Origin of the sequence: Stenotrophomonas rhizophila (genome assembly GCF_000661955.1) — a bacterium.
Taxonomy (GTDB): domain Bacteria; phylum Pseudomonadota; class Gammaproteobacteria; order Xanthomonadales; family Xanthomonadaceae; genus Stenotrophomonas; species Stenotrophomonas rhizophila.
Genome location: NZ_CP007597.1, coordinates 3,244,676 through 3,265,137, shown reverse-complemented (window position 1 = coordinate 3,265,137; position 20,462 = coordinate 3,244,676). Strand labels below are relative to the sequence as shown.

General features: G+C 67.5%; 23 protein-coding genes. 6 read left to right on the top strand and 17 right to left on the bottom strand.

Annotation, left to right across the window (positions count from 1 at the left end; translation table 11 throughout):
• Positions 1-34: 34 nt before the first annotated feature.
• The 6 genes from DX03_RS14115 to DX03_RS14095 are packed head-to-tail and all read right to left on the bottom strand — an operon-like array spanning position 35 to position 3,924.
• Positions 35-838: a M15 family metallopeptidase gene (locus DX03_RS14115; protein ID WP_038689722.1), complete on the bottom strand. Its 804-nt coding sequence runs from the start codon at positions 836-838 to the stop codon at positions 35-37.
• Positions 839-847: 9 nt separating this feature from the next.
• Positions 848-1,402: a PH domain-containing protein gene (locus DX03_RS14110; protein WP_038689720.1), complete on the bottom strand. Its 555-nt coding sequence runs from the start codon at positions 1,400-1,402 to the stop codon at positions 848-850.
• The gene (locus DX03_RS14105; RefSeq protein WP_244880127.1) at positions 1,399-2,697 is read right to left on the bottom strand and encodes an alpha/beta hydrolase; all 1,299 of its coding nucleotides are present in this window, start codon (positions 2,695-2,697) and stop codon (positions 1,399-1,401) included. The genes DX03_RS14110 and DX03_RS14105 overlap by 4 nt, the downstream gene beginning before the upstream one ends.
• A 1-nt stretch (position 2,698) precedes the next feature.
• Positions 2,699-2,875: a DUF4177 domain-containing protein gene (locus tag DX03_RS20740; RefSeq protein WP_081797247.1), complete on the bottom strand. Its 177-nt coding sequence runs from the start codon at positions 2,873-2,875 to the stop codon at positions 2,699-2,701.
• Positions 2,872-3,051, bottom strand: coding sequence for a type II toxin-antitoxin system antitoxin (locus tag DX03_RS14100; RefSeq protein WP_038689718.1), 180 nt, complete (start codon positions 3,049-3,051; stop codon positions 2,872-2,874). The genes DX03_RS20740 and DX03_RS14100 overlap by 4 nt, the downstream gene beginning before the upstream one ends.
• A gap of 3 nt (positions 3,052-3,054) precedes the next feature.
• Positions 3,055-3,924: an SPFH domain-containing protein gene (locus tag DX03_RS14095; RefSeq protein ID WP_038689716.1), complete on the bottom strand. Its 870-nt coding sequence runs from the start codon at positions 3,922-3,924 to the stop codon at positions 3,055-3,057.
• Positions 3,925-4,046: 122 nt separating this feature from the next.
• Between DX03_RS14095 and purT the strand changes: the two genes are divergently transcribed.
• A complete protein-coding gene (purT, locus tag DX03_RS14090; RefSeq protein ID WP_038689714.1) occupies positions 4,047-5,231 on the top strand; it encodes a formate-dependent phosphoribosylglycinamide formyltransferase in 1,185 nt (394 codons plus the stop codon).
• 155 nt (positions 5,232-5,386) lie between these two features.
• Here purT and DX03_RS14085 read toward each other — a convergent pair whose 3' ends face one another.
• The 3 genes from DX03_RS14085 to DX03_RS14075 form a co-directional block, all read right to left on the bottom strand.
• Entirely contained in the window at positions 5,387-6,589 is a 1,203-nt protein-coding gene (locus DX03_RS14085; RefSeq protein ID WP_038689712.1) for an endonuclease/exonuclease/phosphatase family protein, read from the bottom strand.
• A gap of 26 nt (positions 6,590-6,615) precedes the next feature.
• Positions 6,616-7,524, bottom strand: coding sequence for a hypothetical protein (locus DX03_RS14080; RefSeq protein WP_038689710.1), 909 nt, complete (start codon positions 7,522-7,524; stop codon positions 6,616-6,618).
• A 114-nt stretch (positions 7,525-7,638) separates the two neighbouring features.
• Positions 7,639-8,394: an arginyltransferase gene (locus DX03_RS14075; RefSeq protein ID WP_038692412.1), complete on the bottom strand. Its 756-nt coding sequence runs from the start codon at positions 8,392-8,394 to the stop codon at positions 7,639-7,641.
• Between the two features lie 152 nt (positions 8,395-8,546).
• On the opposite strand from DX03_RS14075, the gene DX03_RS14070 reads away from it, so the two are divergent.
• Positions 8,547-9,137, top strand: coding sequence for an EF-hand domain-containing protein (locus tag DX03_RS14070; protein WP_038689707.1), 591 nt, complete (start codon positions 8,547-8,549; stop codon positions 9,135-9,137).
• A 54-nt stretch (positions 9,138-9,191) separates the two neighbouring features.
• Here the strand turns inward: DX03_RS14070 and DX03_RS14065 are convergent, their stop codons facing one another.
• From DX03_RS14065 to DX03_RS14050, 4 genes are all read right to left on the bottom strand, one after another.
• Positions 9,192-10,397, bottom strand: coding sequence for an RNA polymerase sigma factor (locus DX03_RS14065; RefSeq protein ID WP_038689706.1), 1,206 nt, complete (start codon positions 10,395-10,397; stop codon positions 9,192-9,194).
• A gap of 182 nt (positions 10,398-10,579) precedes the next feature.
• Entirely contained in the window at positions 10,580-11,083 is a 504-nt protein-coding gene (locus DX03_RS14060; protein ID WP_038689704.1) for a putative signal transducing protein, read from the bottom strand.
• Position 11,084: 1 nt separating this feature from the next.
• A complete protein-coding gene (tesB, locus tag DX03_RS14055; RefSeq protein WP_038689702.1) occupies positions 11,085-11,993 on the bottom strand; it encodes an acyl-CoA thioesterase II in 909 nt (302 codons plus the stop codon).
• 120 nt (positions 11,994-12,113) lie between these two features.
• Positions 12,114-12,893 (bottom strand): enoyl-CoA hydratase/isomerase family protein, encoded by a 780-nt coding sequence (locus DX03_RS14050; protein WP_038689700.1) that lies wholly within the window; start codon positions 12,891-12,893, stop codon positions 12,114-12,116.
• A gap of 34 nt (positions 12,894-12,927) precedes the next feature.
• On the opposite strand from DX03_RS14050, the gene DX03_RS14045 reads away from it, so the two are divergent.
• Positions 12,928-13,374, top strand: coding sequence for a copper chaperone PCu(A)C (locus tag DX03_RS14045; protein ID WP_038689698.1), 447 nt, complete (start codon positions 12,928-12,930; stop codon positions 13,372-13,374).
• Positions 13,375-13,400: 26 nt separating this feature from the next.
• Here the strand turns inward: DX03_RS14045 and DX03_RS14040 are convergent, their stop codons facing one another.
• The 3 genes from DX03_RS14040 to uvrA form a co-directional block, all read right to left on the bottom strand.
• Positions 13,401-14,126, bottom strand: coding sequence for a hypothetical protein (locus tag DX03_RS14040; protein WP_038689696.1), 726 nt, complete (start codon positions 14,124-14,126; stop codon positions 13,401-13,403).
• Between the two features lie 101 nt (positions 14,127-14,227).
• Complete coding sequence (locus tag DX03_RS14035) at positions 14,228-14,635, bottom strand: acyl-CoA thioesterase (protein WP_038689694.1); 408 nt, start codon at positions 14,633-14,635, stop codon at positions 14,228-14,230.
• Positions 14,635-17,625, bottom strand: a complete 2,991-nt coding sequence (gene uvrA / locus DX03_RS14030; RefSeq protein ID WP_038689692.1) for an excinuclease ABC subunit UvrA — start codon at positions 17,623-17,625, stop codon at positions 14,635-14,637. The genes DX03_RS14035 and uvrA overlap by 1 nt, the downstream gene beginning before the upstream one ends.
• 294 nt (positions 17,626-17,919) lie before the next feature.
• Here uvrA and rplU point away from each other — a divergent pair, with 294 nt between their 5' ends.
• The 3 genes from rplU (at position 17,920) to obgE (ending at position 19,766) form a co-directional block, all read left to right on the top strand.
• On the top strand, positions 17,920-18,237 hold the full coding sequence (rplU, locus tag DX03_RS14025) for a 50S ribosomal protein L21 (protein WP_038689690.1): 318 nt from the start codon (positions 17,920-17,922) through the stop codon (positions 18,235-18,237).
• 15 nt (positions 18,238-18,252) lie between these two features.
• Positions 18,253-18,513 (top strand): 50S ribosomal protein L27, encoded by a 261-nt coding sequence (gene rpmA / locus DX03_RS14020; protein ID WP_038689688.1) that lies wholly within the window; start codon positions 18,253-18,255, stop codon positions 18,511-18,513.
• 200 nt (positions 18,514-18,713) lie between these two features.
• Positions 18,714-19,766 (top strand): GTPase ObgE, encoded by a 1,053-nt coding sequence (gene obgE / locus DX03_RS14015; RefSeq protein WP_038689686.1) that lies wholly within the window; start codon positions 18,714-18,716, stop codon positions 19,764-19,766.
• A gap of 385 nt (positions 19,767-20,151) precedes the next feature.
• Here the strand turns inward: obgE and rpsT are convergent, their stop codons facing one another.
• Positions 20,152-20,421: a 30S ribosomal protein S20 gene (rpsT, locus tag DX03_RS14010; protein WP_019184515.1), complete on the bottom strand. Its 270-nt coding sequence runs from the start codon at positions 20,419-20,421 to the stop codon at positions 20,152-20,154.
• Positions 20,422-20,462 lie beyond the last annotated feature (41 nt).

Here is a 20,462-nt window from a genome sequence, read left to right as displayed (position 1 = left end):
GCGCAGCCGGGCATACGACTCAGCCCACCGGGCTTCAAGCACGCCAGCACCAATGCCAAGGCTCGTAAACGATGCCGTGCGGGTTGTCGCGCGGGTAGCTCAGCTGGAAGCCGAACCGCCCCGCGTTGTCCTGCAGCCACGCAAACGCGGCGGTGTGTTCGAAACTCTCTTCGGCCGGCGGTTCGTCGGGGGTGCCGATATCCAGCGCGAAACCGCTGTGGTGTTCGCTGTAGCCGGGGGCGGCATTGACCTGCAGGATGTCGGCCACGGCCAGCCCGCGCGCGCGCTTGCGCTCGAAAATGCCCAGCTGATAGGCATGGCTGCGGTAACCGGAGATCGCATCCAGCGCGACGCCCTCGGCGGCGGCCGCCAACCGCAGCCGCTGCCAGCCGCGTGCGGCAGATCGGCGCAACCACAGCGGCCGCCGATAGCGATCGAACCCAGCCAGGTGCAGCTGCGCCGGCTCGGCCTCCAGCGCCAGCCCGGTAGCGGCTTCATAGCCGTCTGCATCGATCTCCAGCTGCGCCAGCCGCTGCTGCAGGCCGCTCAGTGGCAGCAGCGTGCTGTCGGCCGCCGCGCGACGGGCAGGGGCCAGCGCCTGCTGGTCCAGCGCGTCGAGCGCGGCTTCAATGCCGTCCTCACGCATCAGGCGCGGCACCAGGGGCAGCACGCCGTGTGCGGTGGCAACAGCGAGATAGCGGCCATCGCGCTTGCGCCGCAATACCCAGCGCGCCTGGGCCAGCGCGCGCGCGTCGGCGTTGCTGCGTGCACGCAGCAGGCCGCCGGGCCACAGTTCGATGTCGGCGGTGTTGATCAGCAGGGCAGGGGCGCGGCGCATGCGACCAGCTTAGTGCGTGCGCCCAGGCGCGGCCAGCGCCTGCAGGGCCGCCAACAGGTCGCGGGGCTTTTCCGGGCTGATCACCAGCACGCTGCCATCGCGCAGCGGCAGATACAGCACGCGGCTGGCGTCGGTGAGCAGGCAGAACGCCTTGCGCCGGTCACGCATGCGGTAGTGCCCGGACAGGAAGCCGGGCATGCCGTAGCCGTTGGTCTTCACCACCGGCTTGAGGCTGCCATGCTCGGCCAGGTCCACCACCCGCGCCTGGTCCAGCTGCAGGGCGTCCACCGCCACCCGTTTGCGATAGAACGTGGACACCACCTCCAGTTCGCGACCCTGCAGGTGGATGCGGCGGCGGAAGAACGCCGCGCTCAGCACCGCGGTGAGCACCGCCAGGAACGGCAGCGTCAGGCCCAGTTCGTGCGGGGTGCGCTGGGCCGACTGCAACGTGGTGGCCACGATCAGCGCCGCCACGGCCACCATGGGCACCCACAGCCACAGCAGGCGCCAGATCGGGGCCGGAGCCACGGCAAAGGCGGTGTCAGTCGCGCGCGCCACACTCATGGCTGCGCCGCTATCCACGCGGCGACATCGTCGATCAGCGCCGGCAGCACGTGGCCCGGCCGGCTGTACTCCTGCAGCGACCCCGGTCCTTCGCCGGCGATGCCGAGGTGGTTCAACGGCGGGTAGTGCTTGAAGCTGACCTGGCGCTGGCGGGCCAGGCCGCGCTGCCACAGCTGCCAATCGGTCTCCACCACCTGGAAGTCACGGCCGCCCTGCAGCAACAGCATCGGCAGCGGCGACGCCCGGGCATCGGCGACCGGATCGATCGCCTCGAATGTGCGCCAGTAGTGGGCCGGCATGCGCAGCGGCAGGTCGGCCGGGGCCACGTCGGCATGACTGCGGGCCGCGGCGATCTGGCGGTCCAGCGTGTCCAGGAAGACGTGTTCGTCGGCGCTGATCTGGCCGTCCAGCCCGAGCAGATAGCGGTTCTGTTCGGGCAGCAGGGTCAGCAGCGACCGGGCCGGTGCCGCCCACAGGATCAGCCCGGCCACCTTGCCCGATTGCGCGGCGATGCGCGGCGCCAGCATCCCGCCCTGGCTGTGCCCCATGACGTAGACATGGCGCGGATCGATCCCGCGCTGGGCGGCCAGCGTCGCTACGGCGGCGACGGCGTCGTGGGTGGTCTCATCGTCCACGGTGTAGCGGTTGCCGGTGAAATCCTGCGGCCGCACGCGGCTGCGCTTTTCGTAGCGCAGTACCGCGATGCCCTGGGCGGCCAGGCCGCGCGCCACGTCCAGGAACGGGCGGTTGGCACCGATGGTTTCATCCCGGTCCTGTGGTCCGGAGCCGTGTACCAGCACCACCGCGCGCACGGGGCCGTCGCCCTGCGGCCGGGCCAGCGTGCCGGGCAGGGTGCCCGTGGCGGTCACCACGTCCAGCGGCACTTCGGCGTAGGCAGCATCGGCCGGTACCGGTGGCGCGGCGGCAGGCTCGGCGGGCTTGAAAAACAGCCCGGCGATACGGCCCTGGTCGTCTACCACCACGGTGGCCGCAATGGTGCCGGCGGCAAACTGCAGCGGTTGCGTCACCACGTCGGGGCGGTGACTTGTGGAGATGACCTCCGCTGCGCCGCGGCCACGGGGTTCGCCGAACGATTGCCACAGGGCCAGCAAGCCGGGCGCGGGGGCGGCCTTGGCCATTTCCGGGGTGAACATCGCCACGGCGGCGGCACCGTCACCGGCCTGCAGATGGTCGAGCAGCCGGGTAGCCACCTCCTGGGGTGGCGTGGCGGCCGAGGCGGCAAAGGCCAGCGTGGACAACAGCAGTGCAGCACCGCGCCAAAGCAGGGCGACCACCTCAGACCTCCTTCTTGAACATCAGCACCGCCACGCCCATCGGCTGGGTCTGCAGCACGTTCACCAGCTCCCAGCCGAGTTGGCCGTGGCGGTTGAGTTCGGTCTGCAGCTCATCGGACTTCACCCCGGTCCACGACGGCTTTACTTCGACAGTCAGGTAGCTCCAGCGCTTGCTCATTCCTTGCTCTCCTTGCTCGACTCGGGTTTGGGAAGGCGTCCAGCCTTGCGCAGTGCATCGCGCAGGACGTATTCGATCTGCGCATTGGCACTGCGCAGTTCGTCATCGGCCCAGCGCTGCAACGCCGCCAGGATGTCGGCGTTGATCCGCAGCGGGTAGGCTTTCTTCTCGCTCATGGCTCAGTACAACGAGCCGGCGTTGACCACGGGCTGGGTGCCGCGGTCCGAGCACAGCACCACCAGCAGGTTGCTGACCATGTGCGCCTTGCGCTCTTCATCCAGCTGCACCACGCCGTTCTTCTGCAGCTCGGCCAGCGCCATTTCCACCATGCCCACTGCGCCGGCGACGATCCGCGTGCGCGCGGCGATCACCGCGTTGGCCTGCTGGCGCTGCAACATCGCCTGCGCGATTTCCGGTGCGTAGGCCAGGTGGCTGATGCGCGCATCGATGACCTGCACACCGGCATCGGCCAGGCGCTCGGCCAGTTCGTCCTTGAGGTGCTGGGAAATCTCGGCGGCGTGGCTGCGCAGCGACAGCTGGCCTTCCTCATGCTGGTCGTAGGGGTAGCTGGTGGCCATCGCCCGCAGCGCCGATTCGGACTGGATGTGCACGAAGCTCTCGTAGTCATCCACGTTGTAGACCGCCTCGGAGGCGTCCACTACCTGCCAGACGATCACCGCGGCGATTTCGATCGGGCTGCCGTCCAGTTCGTTGACCTTGAGCTTGCCGCTTTCGAAGTTGCGCACGCGCTGGCTGACCTTCTTCTTGCTGAAGAACGGGTTGTTCCAGCGCAGGCCGTTGTCCTTGACCGTGCCCACGTACTTGCCGAACAGGCTCAGCACCACGGCCTGGTTGGGCTGCACCGTGTACAGGCCGGTCAGGCTGAGCATGGCCACGATCGACAGCGCGACGCCGCCGAACATCAGGCCGGGCGACACTGGAACAGTGCGTGCGCCTGCGATGAACAGCCACACGGACAGCCCCAGCAGGACCAGCACCCCGAGCAGGAACGGCAGGCCGGACAGCGAACGGGTGGGCATCTCTTTCATGGCGGGGCGTCCTTGGGTGGTTGACTGGAACGATATCAAATTGATATCAGGTTGCAAGTACCCGGTTTCGCCCGCGAGGAAGCCTTAAAATGCGCTCCCACCCTGTTGCCCGGAATACCGCCATGTCCACGCTCGGCACGCCGTTGTCTCCCTCCGCCACCCGCGTCCTGCTGCTGGGCTCCGGTGAACTGGGCAAGGAGGTCGCCATCGAGCTGCAGCGCCTGGGCGTGGAGGTGATTGCCGCCGACCGCTATGCCGATGCGCCGGCCATGCAGGTGGCGCACCGCTCGCACGTGATCGACATGCTGGACGCGATGGCGCTGCGCGCGCTGATCGCCCTGGAGCAGCCCCACCTGGTGGTGCCGGAGATCGAAGCCATCCACACCGAAACCCTGGTCCAGCTGGAGCAGGAAAGTGGCCTGCGGGTGATTCCGACCGCGCGCGCCGCCCGCCTCACGATGGACCGCGAAGGCATCCGCCGGCTGGCCGCTGAAACCCTGGGCCTGCCCACCTCGCCGTATCGGTTCGTGGATACCGAAGCGGAATACCGCGCGGCGGTGGCCGCGATTGGCCTGCCGTGTGTGGTCAAGCCGGTGATGTCGTCCTCGGGCAAGGGCCAGAGCACGCTGCGCAGCGAGGCCGACATCGCCCCGGCCTGGGAGTACGCGCAGACCGGCGGCCGTGCCGGTGCCGGGCGCTGCATCGTGGAAGGCTTCATCGACTTCGAGTACGAAATCACCCTGCTGACCGTGCGGCATGCGGGCGGGACGTCGTTCTGCGCACCGATCGGGCACTGGCAGAAGGACGGCGACTACCGCGAAAGCTGGCAGCCGCAGCCGATGTCGCCGCGTGCGCTGGCGCGTGCCGAGGAAATCTCGCAGGCGATCACCGATGATCTCGGCGGCTGGGGCCTGTTCGGCGTGGAGTTGTTCGTGAAGGGCGACGAGGTGTGGTTCAGCGAAGTGTCGCCGCGCCCGCATGACACCGGGCTGGTGACGCTGGCATCGCAGGAGCTGAGCGAATTTGCCCTGCATGCACGCGCGATCCTGGGCCTGCCGATCCCGCTGATCCGCCAGAATGGTCCGTCGGCCTCGTGCGCGATGCTGGCCCATGGCGAAGGCGTGCCGTTCTTCAGCAACGTGGCCGAAGCGCTGGTGCAGCCGGATTCGGCGCTGCGCCTGTTCGGCAAGCCGAGCGTGCATGGGCACCGCCGCGTGGGCGTGACCCTGGCGCGCGGCGAAGACATCGATACCGCGCGGAAGATCGCGCGCGAGGCGGCGGAAGCGATCGGGATCGAATTGCGGTGATCGAACGGGGGCGACGACCAACCTTCGTCGCCCACCAACCGCGACGCGACGATCAACGGTCGTCGCCAACCAACCGCGACGCGACGACCAACGGTCGTCGCCTACCGCGGGGATGGATTACCGGTAGGTACCGACCGTTGGTCGGTACGCTTTTGTCAACGTACGTCCACCCACACCAGATGGTGGTCGCTGCCATCGGCGATCTTCGCTTCCGGGGTTTCGTTGGCCGGCCAGAAAACGCCGCTGCCGATGTAGTTGAAGCCGACCGAGGGCAGGACGTAGTCCAGCCGCATCGTGCCCGACTTCGGGCCGAAATCGCCGGTGGCATGGAACGGTGCGCCCTTGCGGACGATGCCCTTCTCCGCATACGCCAGGCTGGTCTGCTCCGCGCCGACGCTGCGCGGGGTGGGGTAGCGCAGGACGCGGGGGTTTTCGATCAGTTCGACGATTGCTTCGTGGCGGCCATCGCCATCGACCGGGTCGTTGTTGAGGTCGCCGAGGATCACGAAGCGCGCGTCCTGCGGGAGGCCGCCGCAGTGGCCACGGTCATCGCACAGCCACGAGGTGTCGCGGTCCTTGAGGTAGTCCTGCCACAGCCGCAGCTCGTCGTGGTTGCGCGCCGCGTTGCGCTTCTCCGGGCCGTCGAACACCGGCGGGGTGGGGTGGGACACCAGCGCATGCACCACGCCATTGGGCGTGGTCACCGGGACGTCCCAATGCGACTTGGACGACAGCCGCAGCTGCGACCAGACATGGTCGTTGTAGAAGGATTTGCCGGTGCGCGGGTCGATCGGGCGCAGCGCGCCGGGCATCGTGCTCCACTTCAGCAGCTGGAAGCTGCGCACCTTGGCCTCGTCGATCGGGTAGCGCGACAGCACCAGCATGCCGTACTGGCCCGGGTGCAGTCCGTAGCCCCAGGCGTCGTTGCCACGGGCGCGGCCATCGCCGCCGATCTGGCCGTTGTTGTCCAGGTCCAGCCCGCTCTGCACGCCGGTGTTGACCGGCGCCAGGTAGCGGTAGGCGTAGTGCAGCGGCTTGCCGCCGCCGGGCTGGGCGGTTTCCAGGTAGCGCTGCTGGAACAGGTCGGCGGCGCGGTGCGCGTCGTCGTAGTCGAACTCGTTGAGCAGCACCAGGTCCGGGCGGACCTGCTGCAGCACCGCGGCGATCTTGCGGGCGTGCTCGCTGTCGCCTTCCAGCTCGGCGATCAGCCCGCCGGTCTCGTCGCTGTACAACGAGGTGTTGTAGGTGGCAATCCGCAGCGGTTCGGTGGCGGCTTCCTGCATGGCGGTCTTGGCGGGGGTCTGGGCGCAGGCGCTGCACAGCAGGGCCAGGGCAAGGATCAGGGGATGGGCTTTCATGCGCCTATTCTGCACCCAAGCCGGTGTCAGGGATGCGTCAGCCCCGACTTGTAACCAGAAATGTGCTGGACAGGATCCCACCCGGCCATACGATCCTCCAAGACGGGCTGTCGCTCGAATCGCCCATTCTTCAGGATATAGCGGCGATGCAATTCGGGGGAGCGCGCGCGGGTGTATTCCAGAACATTGCCCGCGCGATCCCGACGCTCTGGGTCGATGTTTGCATAGGCGACAGTCAGTCCCACGTCGTCCAGCGTCGCATCTTCCAGCCAAAGGCTGCTCTCATTTGTCAGGTAGAGCGAGATCTGAGGAACGCAATCCGATACGCGGCCTTCCGTGTTGAACATAACGGCTGATACCGCCACCGCATTGTCTCCCGCGAGGTAGCTTTCGATCATCCGATGCGCGTACAGCACCAGGAAGTTGCCGGTCTTCAGACGAAGGGCGCGTATGGGATGCAGGTCGCCGGGCTTGACCGTCCTGGGCCTGATGCCACCCTCGGCGTCGCGTTCATAGACGTCGAATGTGAAGGGCAGCGACGGCAAGCAGTCCGGCGAAATGTTCACCCGGTGCAGCCGCCGCACATCGACGGCATCAAAGTCTTGGGCGTCGTACAGAGCGCCTGGACGTGGCGGATAGGCATTGAACATGCGGAATATGCTGACGGTCTCCCGCACCCGCGGCGCCCGTGCATGCGCCTTCAGCGAGGCAAGGCACGCCTTGGTATCGGTCAGGGCCAAGGCCTGGACAGGCGACGGTTCGGCCGCCGGGACGATGGCCGGATCGACGTCGACAGGTTCGGGAATGGCCGCAGGGCTGCCGACCGTGGCTTCGGTGGGCGAAATCGAGGCAGGATCGCCATCATTGCCGCCGCCGCTACCACAACCACTCAACAACAGCAGCGCGGATGCTGCCAGATACGGTACTCGCTGCATGGTGTTAGCCGGTGCGGTAAATGCTGCCCCACTTTGCCCAGCCAAGGCGTGTGGGCCAAGGCCGGATGCGACAGCTGCTGCACCTGCAGGTCGTCGCGTTCATGCAGGGCGGCGTCAGCGCCCTTCCCGGGCGTCGTCGAACTCGTGCCAGCGGCGCCCGTCGTAGGCCTCCAGCGGACGGAAGCGGCGCTTGTAATCCATCTTGCGGTGGTCGCGGATCCAGTAGCCCAGGTACAGGTGCGGCAGCTGCTCGCGCCGGGCCCAGGCAATCTGTTGCAGGATCGCGAAGGTGCCCAGGCTGCGGTGGGCGTGCTCGGGGTCGAAGAAGGTGTACACCGCCGACAGCCCCTGCGGGGTGACATCGGTGACCGCCACGCCCAGCAGGTCGCCGCGCTTGCCGGGCTGGCCGGGCGCGCGCAGTTCCATGAAGCGGCCCTGTGCCCATTGCCCGATCAGGAACTGGTCGAACTCGTGCGGCCCGTGCCCGTCCATGCCGCCCTGCGCGTGGCGGTGGGTGAGGTAGCGGTGGTACAGCGCGAACTGTTCTTCGGTCTGCTCGGCCGCCACGATCCGCACCTCCAGGTCCGCGTTGCGGGCCAGGCAGCGGCGCTGGCTGCGGTCCGGCGCGAAGCGGGCCACCGGAATGCGCACCGACACGCAGGCGTGGCAGTTGGCGCAGTGCGGCCGGTACACCAGGTCGCCGGAGCGCCGGAACCCCCAGCTCAGCGCCATCGGGTACAGCGTGCCCAGCCGCGCATCGTGCGGGTCCAGCACCAGGTCGCGCGCGGCCCGTTCCGGCCAGTAACCACAGGGGTGGTCACCGGTCTGGAACAGTCGCAGCTCGTCGTCGCGGTCGCCATGCATTGCCATGCCCACAGCATAGCGCCGGGGCGTCGCAGCCGGCGCGACTGTCCGCCAGATGAACATGACCGGCGCGGCTGTCAACGCCGCCGGCGGCCGCGCGTTGTTGTAGGCGTGGGTGCCGATGCACCGCACGCCGATTTCCCCTACCGGAGTGACCCATGCGCAATCGCAAACCCCTTCTGCTGCTGGCCCTGCTGCTGTCCACCGGCGCCGCCGGCCTGGCCATGGCTGCTGATGTTCCGCCCCCGGCCGGTGCGCCGCCGCGCGCCAAGCTGGACACCAATGGCGATGGCGTCATCGACCGTGCCGAAGCCGCCAAGGCGCCGCGTCTGGCCGCGCAGTTCGACACGCTGGACAAGAACAAGGACGGCAAGCTGTCGCGCGACGAACTGCCGCGTTGGCACGGCAAGCGGCATGGCCGCGGCCCGGGTGGCCGTGGCGAGATGATGGCCAAGCTGGACACCAACAAGGACGGCCGCATCAGCCGCGAGGAAGCCAAGGCCGATCCGCGCCTGGCCGCGCGCTTCGATCAGATGGACGTCAACAAGGACGGCTACCTGGACAAGGCCGACCGCGAGCTGGGCCGGAAGCAGCACCGCGATGCGTGGTTCGCCGCCGCTGACACCAACAAGGACGGGCAGCTGAGCAAGGCCGAGTTCGACGCGGCCAAGGGCCCGATGGGGGGCCCGCGTGGCGGCCACCGCGATGGCAAGCCGCCGATGTCGCCGATGGCGCCGGCGGCCAAGTAAGCCCCCGCCGTACTACGCACGGGCGCCGGTCATCGACCGGCGCCCGTTTTTCGTTCAGAGCCGCCCGGTGCGCACCAGGCTGTACAGCACCAGTGCGGCCACGCCCAGGGTGACCAGCACGATCGCCCAGCGGCCATACATCAGCTGATAGGCCCAGCTTGGCCCGTTGCGGCCGTGGCGCGCCGCATCGCGCGCCAGCATGGGCGCCATCACCTTCTGCAGCGGGTACAGGCACTGGTAGTTGACCGCGGCCATGCCAAGCGCCATCGCCGACAGCAGCATCCAGACCGGTGCTTCCAGCACGCTCAGCATCAACACCGACAGGCACATCACCATCGCGGTGACGCTGCTGAGCACCACGAACCGGCGGATCTGTTCGCGTTCGCCGGACGATTCGGCATACGACAGCAGGTAGCGCCCGCCGAGATAGCTGCCCAGCATGCCGCCGACCAGGCCGCCGATGGCCGCCCCCAGGCTCAGCATCTCGCCCGGTGCCGCATTCTGGCTGAACGCCGCGCTGAGCGAGCCCAGGGCCGTGCCGCCGGAGACCGTGGCCCCGCCCAGGCCGAGTTTGCCGGTGCCCAGCCCGGTGCCGAGCAGGATCGCGGCACTGGCGGTGCCGGGGGCGGCGATCATCAGCGCCGAGGCCAGGGTGGTGGCGAACGCGGCGCTGGGGGCGCTGCTGCGCGCGAAGTCGCCGAAACGGCGCAGCATCTCTTCGCGCACGCTGGCACGGGCGCGCGACAGGCGCTTGCGCACGGCGGCATCGCTGAGCCCCAGCAGGTCGGCCACCTGCTGCGAGCGCTGGCCCTCGCGGTAGTACAGCAGCAGCGTTTCGCGGGCGTCTTCGGGCAGGGCCGAAATGATCTCTTCGGCCGCCAGTTCCTCTTCCACCCGCTGCAGGCGCTCGGGTGCGGTCGGGCCGGGGTCGGCGGCCATGCTGATCGCGATCTCGGCCGCTTCGCCGGACAGCGGGCGGCCGCGGTTGGCGCGCAGCCAGTCACGGGCCAGGTTGCGGGTGATCTGGCGCAGCCACGGCAGGAAGCTGGACGGATTGCTCAGCTGGTTGAGCTGCTGCCAGGCCTTGATGAAGGCCTCCTGCGCGATGTCCTCGCTGGCCTGCACGTCACGGGTGATCGCCAGGGCGATCGCGGTGACGGTGTTCTGGCAGGCCAGCACGATGCGCCCGTACGACTGGGTGCAGCCGGAGGCGGCCGCGGGCAGTTCGCGTTCCAGGGTGGCGGTCAGCAGGGGCGTCATGGCGGAATTTCCGGAGGTGATCCGAGTATGACGATGGCCGCGAAAGAATGTGACGGGGTAGGGGCCGGTTGCTTGTGCCCGGTAGTGCCGGCCGCTGGCCGGCTCTGCACGGGGCCGGCCGTACGGGCAGCCGGGCAGAGCCCGGCTCTACGGGGCGGCCGGGCAGCGCCCGGCGTTGCCGGTTACTTCGCCGGTTGGATCCGTACCCGCACTTCCTCTTCTTCCGGGCGCGCGGGCTGGGCCGGGGCTGCGGCCGGGGCCTGCTGTACGGCGGGGGTCGGGGCCACCGGTGGGGCGTTGCGGTGGCGCATCACCACCACCATCGCCACGGCGGCAATCACCAGCAGCAGGCCGATGCGGATGCGCCAGGCCCAGTTGCGGCGCGGGGCCACCTCGCCCACCTGGTCGCGGAAGGCGAACTCGGCGGTGGGGTGGTCGCGCCGCGTGGTTTCCAGCAGGCGCGCGTCGCGCAGGATCTCGCGCGCACGCGGCTGGTCATTGGCATGCACCACCCACAGCGTGGGATGGGTGGTGGCCTTGCTGGTATCCAGATAGCTGAACTGGCTGCCGCGCTTGCTGTGGTACGAACGGCCGTTGGTGATGCGCACCTCGATGCCGGCATCGCGCAGCAGCTGGGCCACGCCTTCCACGGTTTCCACGCGCTGGCTGTTGAAAATCTGTCTCATGTCAGTCCTTGGCCGGAACGGCGGCCGCCGCGGCGCTGTCGGGTACCACGCGGATCAGGCCTTCCTGCGCGGTGCTTGCGACCAGCAGACCATCGCGGGTGAAGAACTGGCCACGGGCCAGTCCGCGTGAATCCTGCGCGCTGGGGCTGTCCAGCGAGTACAGCAGCCAGTCGTCGGCGCGGAACGGGCGGTGGAACCAGATCGCGTGGTCCAGCGAGGCCATCTGTACGTGTGGCTGGTAGTAGCTGATGCCGTGCGGGAAGGTCGCCGTGCCCAGCAGGTGGAAGTCCGAGGCATAGGCCAGCAGCGCCTGGTGCAGCTCCGGCGCATCGCCCACTTTCTCATTCAGGCGCAGCCAGACCTGGTGGTAGGGCGGGCGCTTGGGCGGGTTGAGTTCGTCGCGCGGGTACACGTGGCGGAACTCGAACGGGCCGCCGCGCGACAGCCAGCGCTGCACCTTGATCGGCAGGCGTTCGAGCACCTCCGGCGGCAGCGGGCGGTTGGGTTCGATGTCTTCCGGCTGCGGCACTTCGGGCATCTTGTGCTGGTGCTCGGCGCCCTGTTCGGCCTGCTGGAAGGAGGCCGCGCAGAAGAAGATCACCTTGCCGTGCTGGATCGCGGTGACCCGGCGCACCGAAAAACTGCCGCCGTCGCGGGTGCGGTCCACGTCATAGACGATGGGGTGGTCGATGTTGCCCGCGCGCAGGAAGTAGGCATGCAGCGAATGCACGTGGCGACCGTTGTCCACGGTGGCCTGCGCGGCCGACAGCGCCTGGCCCAGCACCTGGCCGCCAAACACGTACTTGGTCCCGATGTCGCGGCTCTGGCCGCGGAACAGGTTGTCTTCCAGGCGCTCGAGCGTGAGCAGGTCGATCAGCTCGGAGACGACGGGTTCGTGCGTGTCGGACAAGGGAAGCAACCTGCAGGGGGCAAGCCCGAATTATAAGGTAGTGCCGGCCCATGGCCGGCAACCAGGCGAAGAACGATCGAAGCAGTCCGGGGTTGCCGGCCAGCGGCCGGCACTACCGGGTCAGGCCTTGCCGAGTCGGGCCGCCAGCTGCTGCAGTGCCTGCTGGGCGTCCGGGGCGTACCAGGCCTCGACGAAGCGGTCGAGCTGGATCAGGTCGGCGTGCAAGGCTTCGTGCAGGTCGGCGCGGGCGATGGCGCGGGTCAGCAGCATCGGCTGGCGGGGCAGCTTGAGCAGGCGCTGCAGCCACGCCACCGCGCGCGGCACCACCTGGGCGGCGTCGGCCAGTTCGTCCACCAGCCCGATTTCCAGCGCACGTTCGGCCGGCACCATCTCCCCGCCCACCAGCAACTGCGTGGCGCGGTGGTGGCCGACCACGCGGCGCATCAGGCGCTGGATGCCTTCGGGGGCCACCAGCCCCACCTGGACCTCGTTCAGGCCGATCACGGTTGGCTGGGCCGGGTCCGGGCTGCGCGCCAGGATCCGGTAATCGCAGCACAGCGCCAGCACGCAGCCGCCGGCCGGCGCATGCCCGGTCAGCGCGGCCACCACCGGTACCCGGCATTCGGCCAGGGTGCGCACTGCGCCGAAGAAGGCCTGCCAGCTGTCGAGCAGCTTGTGCCTGTCCTCGCCATGGCCGAGCAGGTGCGGCACGTCCATGCCGGCGCTGAAGATGCGCGCGCTGCCCGACAGCACGATGCCGTGCGCGTCATCGGCCATGGCCTGGTTGATCGCGTGGATCAGGTGGCGGCACAACTCGGTGTCCAGCGCGTTGACCGGCGGCCGCGCCAGCCGCAGTTCGCGGATGGGGCCATGGTTGATCACCTCGATGAGCGTCGTCATGCTGCAGTCTCGTTGCGGACAGGGAACGAAGCCGATGATAACCAAACCATTCGTGTGCGTATTGTTGGGACTGTGTGCGATCGCAGCATCGGCGCCGACAGTGGCCGCAGAACCTTCCTGTGTGTCACTGCGCGACGGCTGGCTGCGGTTGCCGCCGGCCGCGATGCCGATGGCCGCCGGTTACGCGCGGATCCGCAACGACTGCCGCGAGGCGGTCGTGGTGATCGCTGCCGGCAGCAAGGCGTTCGGCGATGTGTCCCTGCACGAAACCACGCTGGTCGACGGGGTCAGCCGGATGCGCGCGGTGGACCGATTGCCGATCGCGGCCGGTGCGACCGTCGAGCTGAAGCCGGGGAGCTTGCACCTGATGCTCATGCAGCCGGAGGTGCCGCTGAAGGAGGGGGCACAGCTGCCGCTGCGGCTGAGCCTGGAAGACGGGCGCAAGGTGGATGGACAGCTGCAGGTGCGCGGCGCGCGTTGAGCGCGTGTTGGCCGGCAGGCGCGCGCTCAGCTCCAGTCGTAGGAGAACAACACGGTGCGACTGTCCGGTTCGTACAGCATCACGATGGCATCGGCACCCGCGGCGCACCAGTTGTAACCGGCCACCTCGGCGACCGCGAAGAACGGTTTGCCATCACGGGTGATGCGCACGTTCTCGGCATCGTCAGGTCGGTCGCGGTCATACATCGCCGGATCCAGTGCGATCTCGAATGCCGGCGGGATCTCGGCGGTTTCGGTCCAGTTGCCGCCGGAAATCTGCCCGCCGAGCCTGTCCAGATACGCCTGTTCGCCCGGCTCGCCATCGCCATAGCGCATGTAGCTGGCCAGGGAGCCGTGGGTCTGGAAATAGGCGTGTGCCTTGGCATGACTGTCGCGCATCTCGGCGATGTGCTCGACCGCGTCGCTGTCCTGCTCCTGGTCGCCGACGAAGTAGCCCGCGTTGCCAAGGAAGCGCATGCGGTTGTCGGTGGTCAGTTCGAATGCGATCCAGTTGGTGCCGGTGAACGCGTTGTGGTGCTCTTCGGTGTCTTCGCCGATGCAGCCTTCATACGGCTCTATCGGGCACAGCATCGTGGCCACGGTGCCGGCCAGTTCCGGACGCAGGATGCCCAGGTCGATGCCGATCAGCGGCAGCAGGTGTTGGGCCAGCCACGGTTGTTCCTGGGAAAAAACGTCGGCGGGGAACGGCGTCATTCCGGGAAGAAGTGTGCGGATGTCGGTCTGGTGGAACATGGCATTCCTTTGAATGAATGGCGGTAGTGCCGGCCGCTGGCCGGCATCCATGCACATCCTTCCGGCGTCATGGGGGTGCCGGCCAGCGGCCGGCACTACCTTCAGGTGGACGCGGTGCGGATCGCGTCGGGCAGCGGTGCGCTCTTGCCGGTCTGCGTGTCCATCCAGACCACCACCACGTTGCCGTCCGAGTACAGCCTGGCGTCGTCGTTCTGGTCCACGATGCGATGGCCGATCGTCACGCTGCTGTTGCCCAGCCGCTCCACGAACAGTTCCACCACGATGTCGTTGGGCCACACGATCGGCAGGCGGTAGTTGACGTTGGTGGCCGCCACCACCGGAGCGATGCGGTCGGTCATCGACACGCCGTCCACGCCCAGCATCCAGCGCACGCGCGCCTCTTCCAGGTAGGAGATGTACTTGGCGTTGTTGACGTGGCCCATGCTGTCCATGTCGCGCCAGCGCACGCTGATCGGTACGCGGGCCAGGATCTTGTGTTCGCTGCTCATCAGGCGTCCTTCTTCTTGCTGGCGGTGCTGGTCTTGCTGGCCTTGCCGGTGCTCTTGGCCGCGGCCGCCTTCTTGGCCGGCTTCTCCGGCTTGACCTTGCGGGGCGGGCGCGCATCGGGCTTGTTGGCCATTGCGGCCGGCTGCTGTGGGCGGGCGCTGATCGAGGGCAGCATCTTGGCCAGGAACTGGCCGGTGTACGAGGTCGGGCAGGCCGCCACGTCTTCCGGCGTACCGGTGACCAGGATGGTGCCACCGCGGTGGCCGCCCTCCGGACCCAGATCGACGATCCAGTCAGCGGTCTTGATCACGTCCAGGTTGTGCTCGATCACCACCACCGTGTTGCCTTCGTCGCGCAGCTTGTGCAGCACGCCGAGCAGCGCTTCGATGTCGTGGAAATGCAGGCCGGTGGTCGGCTCATCCAGGATGTACAGCGTGCGGCCGGTATCGCGCCGCGACAGTTCCTTGGACAGCTTCACGCGCTGCGCTTCACCACCGGACAGCGTGGTCGCGCTCTGGCCCAGCTTGATGTAGCTCAGGCCCACGTCGACCAGCGTTTCCAGCTTGCGCGCGATGCTCGGCACCGGCTCGAACAGCTTCAGCGCATCTTCGACGGTCATCTGCAGCACATCGTTGATGTTGAAGCCCTTGTACAGGATCTCCAGCGTTTCGCGGTTGTAGCGCTTGCCATGGCACACGTCGCAGGGCACGTACACGTCCGGCAGGAAGTGCATTTCCACCTTGATCAGGCCATCGCCCTGGCACGCTTCGCAGCGGCCACCGCGCACGTTGAAGCTGAAGCGCCCCGGCGAATAGCCGCGCGCACGCGCTTCGGGCACCTGTGCGTACAGCTCGCGCAGCGGCGTGAACAGACCGGTGTAGGTGGCCGGGTTCGAGCGCGGGGTGCGGCCGATCGGCGACTGGTCGATGTCCACCACCTTGTCGAACAGGTCCAGCCCGTCCACTTCCCTGTACGGCGCGATCGGGTGCGAGGCGCCGTTGATCTCGTTGGCGGCCAGCGAGAACAGGGTGTCGTTGATCAGGGTCGACTTGCCCGAGCCGGACACGCCGGTGATGCAGGTCAGCAGGCCCGACGGAATGTCCAGGTCCACGCCCTTGAGGTTGTTGCCGCTGGCACCGCGCAGGTGCAGCGTCATCTTCGGGTTGGGCTTGTGCCGGCGCGCGGGAATCTCGATGGCACGCTTGCCCGACAGGTACTGCCCGGTGAGCGAACGCGGCGCATCCAGAATGTCCTGCAGGGTGCCCTGGCCGACGATCTCGCCGCCATGCACGCCCGCGCCCGGACCGATGTCCAGCACGTAGTCGGCCAAGCGGATCGCGTCTTCGTCATGCTCGACCACGATCACCGTGTTGCCAAGGTCGCGCAGGCGGGTGAGGGTGCCGAGCAGGCGTTCGTTGTCGCGCTGGTGCAGGCCGATGGACGGCTCATCGAGCACGTACATCACCCCGACCAGGCCGGCACCGATCTGGCTGGCCAGGCGGATGCGCTGGGCTTCGCCACCGGACAGGGTGTCGGCCTTGCGCTCCAGGGTGAGGTAATCCAGGCCCACATCGACGAGGAAGCCGAGGCGCTCGCCGATCTCCTTGACGATCTTGCCGGCAATCTCGCCGCGCCAGCCGGGCAGGGTCATGCCGCTGAAGAACTTCAGCGCTTCATCAATCGGCAGCACCACCAGTTCCGGCAGTGCGCGGTCGGCCACGAACACGTTGCGCGCGGCCTTGTTCAAGCGCTGGCCCTGGCACTCAGGGCAGTTGCGCTCGCTGATGTACTTGGCCAGTTCTTCGCGCACCGCCGCCGATTCGGTTTCCTTGTAGCGGCGTTCCAGGTTCGGAATGATGCCCTCGAAGCGGTGCTTGCGCTGGGTGCGGCCACCGGCTTCGGTGAAGTAGGTGAAGGTGATGGTCTCTTCGCCGCTGCCGTACAGCACCGCCTGGCGCACGTCCTCGGGCAGGGTCTGCCAGGCCGCATCGACGTCGAACTTGTAGTGCTTGGCCAGCGAGGCGATCAGCTGGAAGTAGTACGCATTGCGGCGGTCCCAGCCGCGCACGGCGCCGGCCGACAGCGACAGCTCCGGGTGCACCACCACGCGGGAAGGGTCGAAGAACTCGGCCATGCCCAGCCCATCGCAGCCCGGGCAGGCGCCGACCGGCGAGTTGAACGAGAACAGGCGCGGTTCCAGCTCCGGCAGCGAGTAGTCGCAGACCGGGCAGCTGTACTTGGACGAGAACAGGTGGGCCGGCGCGTCTTCGACGTCCAGCGACTGCACCGAGACCATGCCATCGCCCAGCTTCAGCGCGGTTTCAAAGCTCTCAGCCAGCCGCTGCTTGATGTCTTCGCGCGGGCGGAAGCGGTCGATCACCGCCTCGATGGTGTGCTTCTGGCGCAGTGCCAGCGGCGGCACCGCGTCGATTTCATGCAGGATGCCGTCCACGCGCACGCGCACGAAGCCCTGCGCGCGCAGCTGGTCGAACACCTGGGCGTGCTCGCCCTTGCGCTCGCGGATCACCGGGGCCAGCAGCATGTAGCGCTGCTCGGCATCCAGGCTGAGCACGTGGTCGACCATCTGGCTGACCGTCTGGGCCTCCAACGGGTAGCCGTGGTCGGGGCAGCGCGGGCTGCCGACGCGGGCGTACAGCAGGCGCAGGTAGTCGTAGATCTCGGTGATGGTGCCCACGGTGGACCGCGGGTTGTGCGAGGTCGACTTCTGCTCGATCGAGATCGCCGGGGACAGGCCCTCGATGTGGTCCAGGTCCGGCTTTTCCATCACGCTGAGGAACTGGCGGGCATAGGCCGACAGCGACTCCACGTAACGACGCTGGCCTTCCGCGTAGATGGTGTCGAACGCCAACGAGGACTTGCCCGAGCCGGACAGGCCGGTGATGACAATGAGCTTGTCGCGGGGCAGGTCGAGATCGATGTTCTTGAGATTGTGCGTCCGCGCGCCGCGGATGCGGATGAAATCCATCGCCATGGGGGATCCGTTGTGGGGCTCTGGCCCGGAGGGCCGGCAAGCGGGTGGGGCAAGCGGAGACGGCAATCGGTCAGCCTACCGAGCTTGGGATTTGGGGGCAATCGCGCACATTGCCAGCCCCGGGTCTCACCGCCTGAGACCTGCCGGGGCGTTACCTGAACAGGATTCAGCCCCAGACAGGGCAAGGCGGGGGGTGACTTGACCCGACCCACCACCAGTCATTAAAATCCCGCTTCTGTCTGCCCTCGATGGCAGCAGTCCATAGACCACAATAACTACAGAGGAAGTCTGGTCATGTACGCAGTACTGGTAACCGGCGGTAAGCAATACCGCGTGGCGCAGGGCGAAACGCTCCGCGTCGAAAAACTCGAAGTCGAAGTCGGCAACGAGATCACGTTCGACACCATCCTGATGCTGGGTGACAGCGATGGCATCAAGCTGGGCGACGCTCTGAGCGGCGCTTCGGTCACTGCCAAGGTCGTGTCCCAGGGTCGTGCTGACAAGGTCCGGATCATCAAGTTCCGTCGCCGCAAGCACCACATGAAGCGCCAGGGTCACCGTCAGTACTACACCGAAATCGAGATCACCGGCATTGCCGGTGGCAGCAAGTAATAAGGAGAACCAGTCATGGCACATAAAAAAGGCGTAGGCTCTTCGCGCAACGGTCGCGACTCCAACCCGAAGTACCTCGGCGTCAAGATCTTCGGTGGCCAGGCCATCGATGCCGGCAACATCATCGTGCGTCAGCGCGGCACCCAGTTCCACCCGGGTAGCGGCGTTGGCCTCGGCCGTGACCACACCCTGTTCGCGCTCGTCGACGGCAAGGTGGAGTTCTCGGTCAAGGGCCCGAAGAAGCGTCGTACCGTCAGCGTCGTCGCCGAAGCCTGATCTTCGCGATACGCAGGCGCCCACGCCTAGCGCGTGGGGCCGCTGACGAAAGCCCCGCTTCGGCGGGGTTTTTGTTTTTTGTTTTTGTTCGAACATGGGCGGGGATCCTTCCCGCCACCGTCCACGGATCGTACCGGGGACGTTAGACTCTGCGGTCGGGTGCATCCGCTGCCCGCCGCCTCCAGTTGGCATCCAGAATCATGAAACTTGTAGACGAAGCAGAAATCCAGGTCACCGCCGGCAATGGCGGCAACGGCTGCGTCGGTTTCCGTCGCGAGAAGTTCATTCCGCTGGGCGGCCCGGACGGTGGCGATGGTGGCAATGGCGGCAACGTCTGGATCCGCGCCGACGCCAACCTGAACACCCTGGTCGACTTCCGCCACGAGCGCATCTTCAAGGCGCAGCGCGGTGAGAACGGCATGGGCCGCCAGGCCTACGGCAAGGGCGGCGAAGACCTGGTCATCACCGTGCCGGTTGGCACCGTGGTCATGAACGTGGCCACCGATGAAATCATCGGCGACCTGACCCAGCACGACGACCGCCTGCTGGTAGCCAAGGGCGGCCGCGGCGGCCTGGGCAACATGCATTTCAAGAGCTCCACCAACCGTTCGCCGCGCCAGGCGCTGCCGGGCGAAGAGGGTGAAGAGCGCCTGCTCAAGCTGGAGCTGAAGCTGCTGGCCGACGTGGGCCTGCTGGGCTTCCCCAATGCCGGCAAGAGCACCCTGATCCGCGCGGTGTCTGCCGCCACCCCGAAGGTGGCCGATTACCCGTTCACCACGCTGTACCCGAACCTGGGTGTGGTGCGCGTTGAAAATTACCGCAGCTTCGTCATCGCCGACATTCCGGGCCTGATCGAAGGGGCCGCCGACGGTGCCGGCCTGGGCGCGCAGTTCCTGCGCCACCTGCAGCGCACCCGCCTGCTGCTGCACCTGGTGGACATCTCCCCGATGGAAGGTGGCGTGGAAGGTGTCTCGCCGATCGAGCAGGTCCGTGCGATCGAGCGCGAGCTGGAAAAGCACGATCCGGAGCTGCTGGACAAGCCGCGTTGGCTGGTGCTGAACAAGGCCGACCTGATGTTCGAGGACGAGGCCAAGGCCGCGGCCGAGAAGATCGTCGCCGAGCTGGGCTGGACCCAGCCGTGGTACTTGGTCTCGGCGCTGGGCCGTGAAGGCACCTGGCCGATCATGACCAACATCATGGCCTTCTTCGATCGCCAGAAGGAAGATGAGGCGCAAGCGCGCGATGCTTACTGAGCGCTTCCGCGCGCCCCTGAACAACCCGGCTGCGGCCGGGTTTTTCTGTGGTGCGCCCGCACCGCGTGTGCAGGGCATCGTCTTGCGGACGCTGCGTTTGAATGGCCTCGTAGAGCCGGGCTCTGCCCGGCTGGCGTCCGACGTTCACGATATTGCCGCGCAGGTCAGCCGGGCAGAGCCCGGCTCTACGACGGGGCTTGCTCACGATATCGCTGCCAACGGCAGCCGGGCAGAGCCCGGCGCTACGGGGCGTCTTGCTCATGATGTCGCCGCCAAGGGCGTTACGGATCTGCGGGCAACAAAAAACCCGGCCGGGGCCGGGTCTTTTTCTGCGGTTGGGTCGAAGCCACGCGGGGCGTGGCTCTACGACACCCGCAGCGCCGTATCAGGCGGCCTTGATGGCCTTGATGCGCGCGGTCAGGCGGCTCTTGTGGCGAGCAGCCTTGTTCTTGTGGATCAGACCACGCGAGCTGAAACGGTCGAGGATCGGCTGGGCAACAGCAAAGGCTGCCTCGGCGCCGGCGGCGTCATTGGCATCCAGAGCCTTGATCACCTTCTTGACAGCGGTGCGCAGCATCGAACGCTGAGCCGTATTGCGCGCGTTGCGCACGACGGTCTGCTTGGCGCGCTTCTTGGCGGACTTGATATTGGCCACAGTGGTGGTTTCCTGAAAAATCGGTGTAATGGGAACAGCAA

What these genes read in the sequence shown, in the direction of transcription:
- DX03_RS14050 (WP_038689700.1), bottom strand. Translation starts at nt 12,893, where the DNA reads ATGACGACGCTCATCGAGGTGATCAACCATGGCCCCATCCGCGAACTG.
- DX03_RS14110 (WP_038689720.1), bottom strand. Translation starts at nt 1,402, where the DNA reads ATGAGTGTGGCGCGCGCGACTGACACCGCCTTTGCCGTGGCTCCGGCC.
- DX03_RS14035 (WP_038689694.1), bottom strand. Translation starts at nt 14,635, where the DNA reads ATGAGCAGCGAACACAAGATCCTGGCCCGCGTACCGATCAGCGTGCGC.
- DX03_RS14060 (WP_038689704.1), bottom strand. Translation starts at nt 11,083, where the DNA reads ATGAGACAGATTTTCAACAGCCAGCGCGTGGAAACCGTGGAAGGCGTG.
- DX03_RS14075 (WP_038692412.1), bottom strand. Translation starts at nt 8,394, where the DNA reads ATGGCAATGCATGGCGACCGCGACGACGAGCTGCGACTGTTCCAGACC.
- rpmA (WP_038689688.1), top strand. Translation starts at nt 18,253, where the DNA reads ATGGCACATAAAAAAGGCGTAGGCTCTTCGCGCAACGGTCGCGACTCC.
- DX03_RS14085 (WP_038689712.1), bottom strand. Translation starts at nt 6,589, where the DNA reads ATGAAAGCCCATCCCCTGATCCTTGCCCTGGCCCTGCTGTGCAGCGCC.
- DX03_RS14045 (WP_038689698.1), top strand. Translation starts at nt 12,928, where the DNA reads ATGATAACCAAACCATTCGTGTGCGTATTGTTGGGACTGTGTGCGATC.
- DX03_RS20740 (WP_081797247.1), bottom strand. Translation starts at nt 2,875, where the DNA reads ATGAGCAAGCGCTGGAGCTACCTGACTGTCGAAGTAAAGCCGTCGTGG.
- purT (WP_038689714.1), top strand. Translation starts at nt 4,047, where the DNA reads ATGTCCACGCTCGGCACGCCGTTGTCTCCCTCCGCCACCCGCGTCCTG.
- DX03_RS14100 (WP_038689718.1), bottom strand. Translation starts at nt 3,051, where the DNA reads ATGAGCGAGAAGAAAGCCTACCCGCTGCGGATCAACGCCGACATCCTG.
- DX03_RS14095 (WP_038689716.1), bottom strand. Translation starts at nt 3,924, where the DNA reads ATGAAAGAGATGCCCACCCGTTCGCTGTCCGGCCTGCCGTTCCTGCTC.
- rplU (WP_038689690.1), top strand. Translation starts at nt 17,920, where the DNA reads ATGTACGCAGTACTGGTAACCGGCGGTAAGCAATACCGCGTGGCGCAG.
- DX03_RS14070 (WP_038689707.1), top strand. Translation starts at nt 8,547, where the DNA reads ATGCGCAATCGCAAACCCCTTCTGCTGCTGGCCCTGCTGCTGTCCACC.
- uvrA (WP_038689692.1), bottom strand. Translation starts at nt 17,625, where the DNA reads ATGGCGATGGATTTCATCCGCATCCGCGGCGCGCGGACGCACAATCTC.
- obgE (WP_038689686.1), top strand. Translation starts at nt 18,714, where the DNA reads ATGAAACTTGTAGACGAAGCAGAAATCCAGGTCACCGCCGGCAATGGC.
- DX03_RS14065 (WP_038689706.1), bottom strand. Translation starts at nt 10,397, where the DNA reads ATGACGCCCCTGCTGACCGCCACCCTGGAACGCGAACTGCCCGCGGCC.
- DX03_RS14080 (WP_038689710.1), bottom strand. Translation starts at nt 7,524, where the DNA reads ATGCAGCGAGTACCGTATCTGGCAGCATCCGCGCTGCTGTTGTTGAGT.
- DX03_RS14040 (WP_038689696.1), bottom strand. Translation starts at nt 14,126, where the DNA reads ATGTTCCACCAGACCGACATCCGCACACTTCTTCCCGGAATGACGCCG.
- DX03_RS14115 (WP_038689722.1), bottom strand. Translation starts at nt 838, where the DNA reads ATGCGCCGCGCCCCTGCCCTGCTGATCAACACCGCCGACATCGAACTG.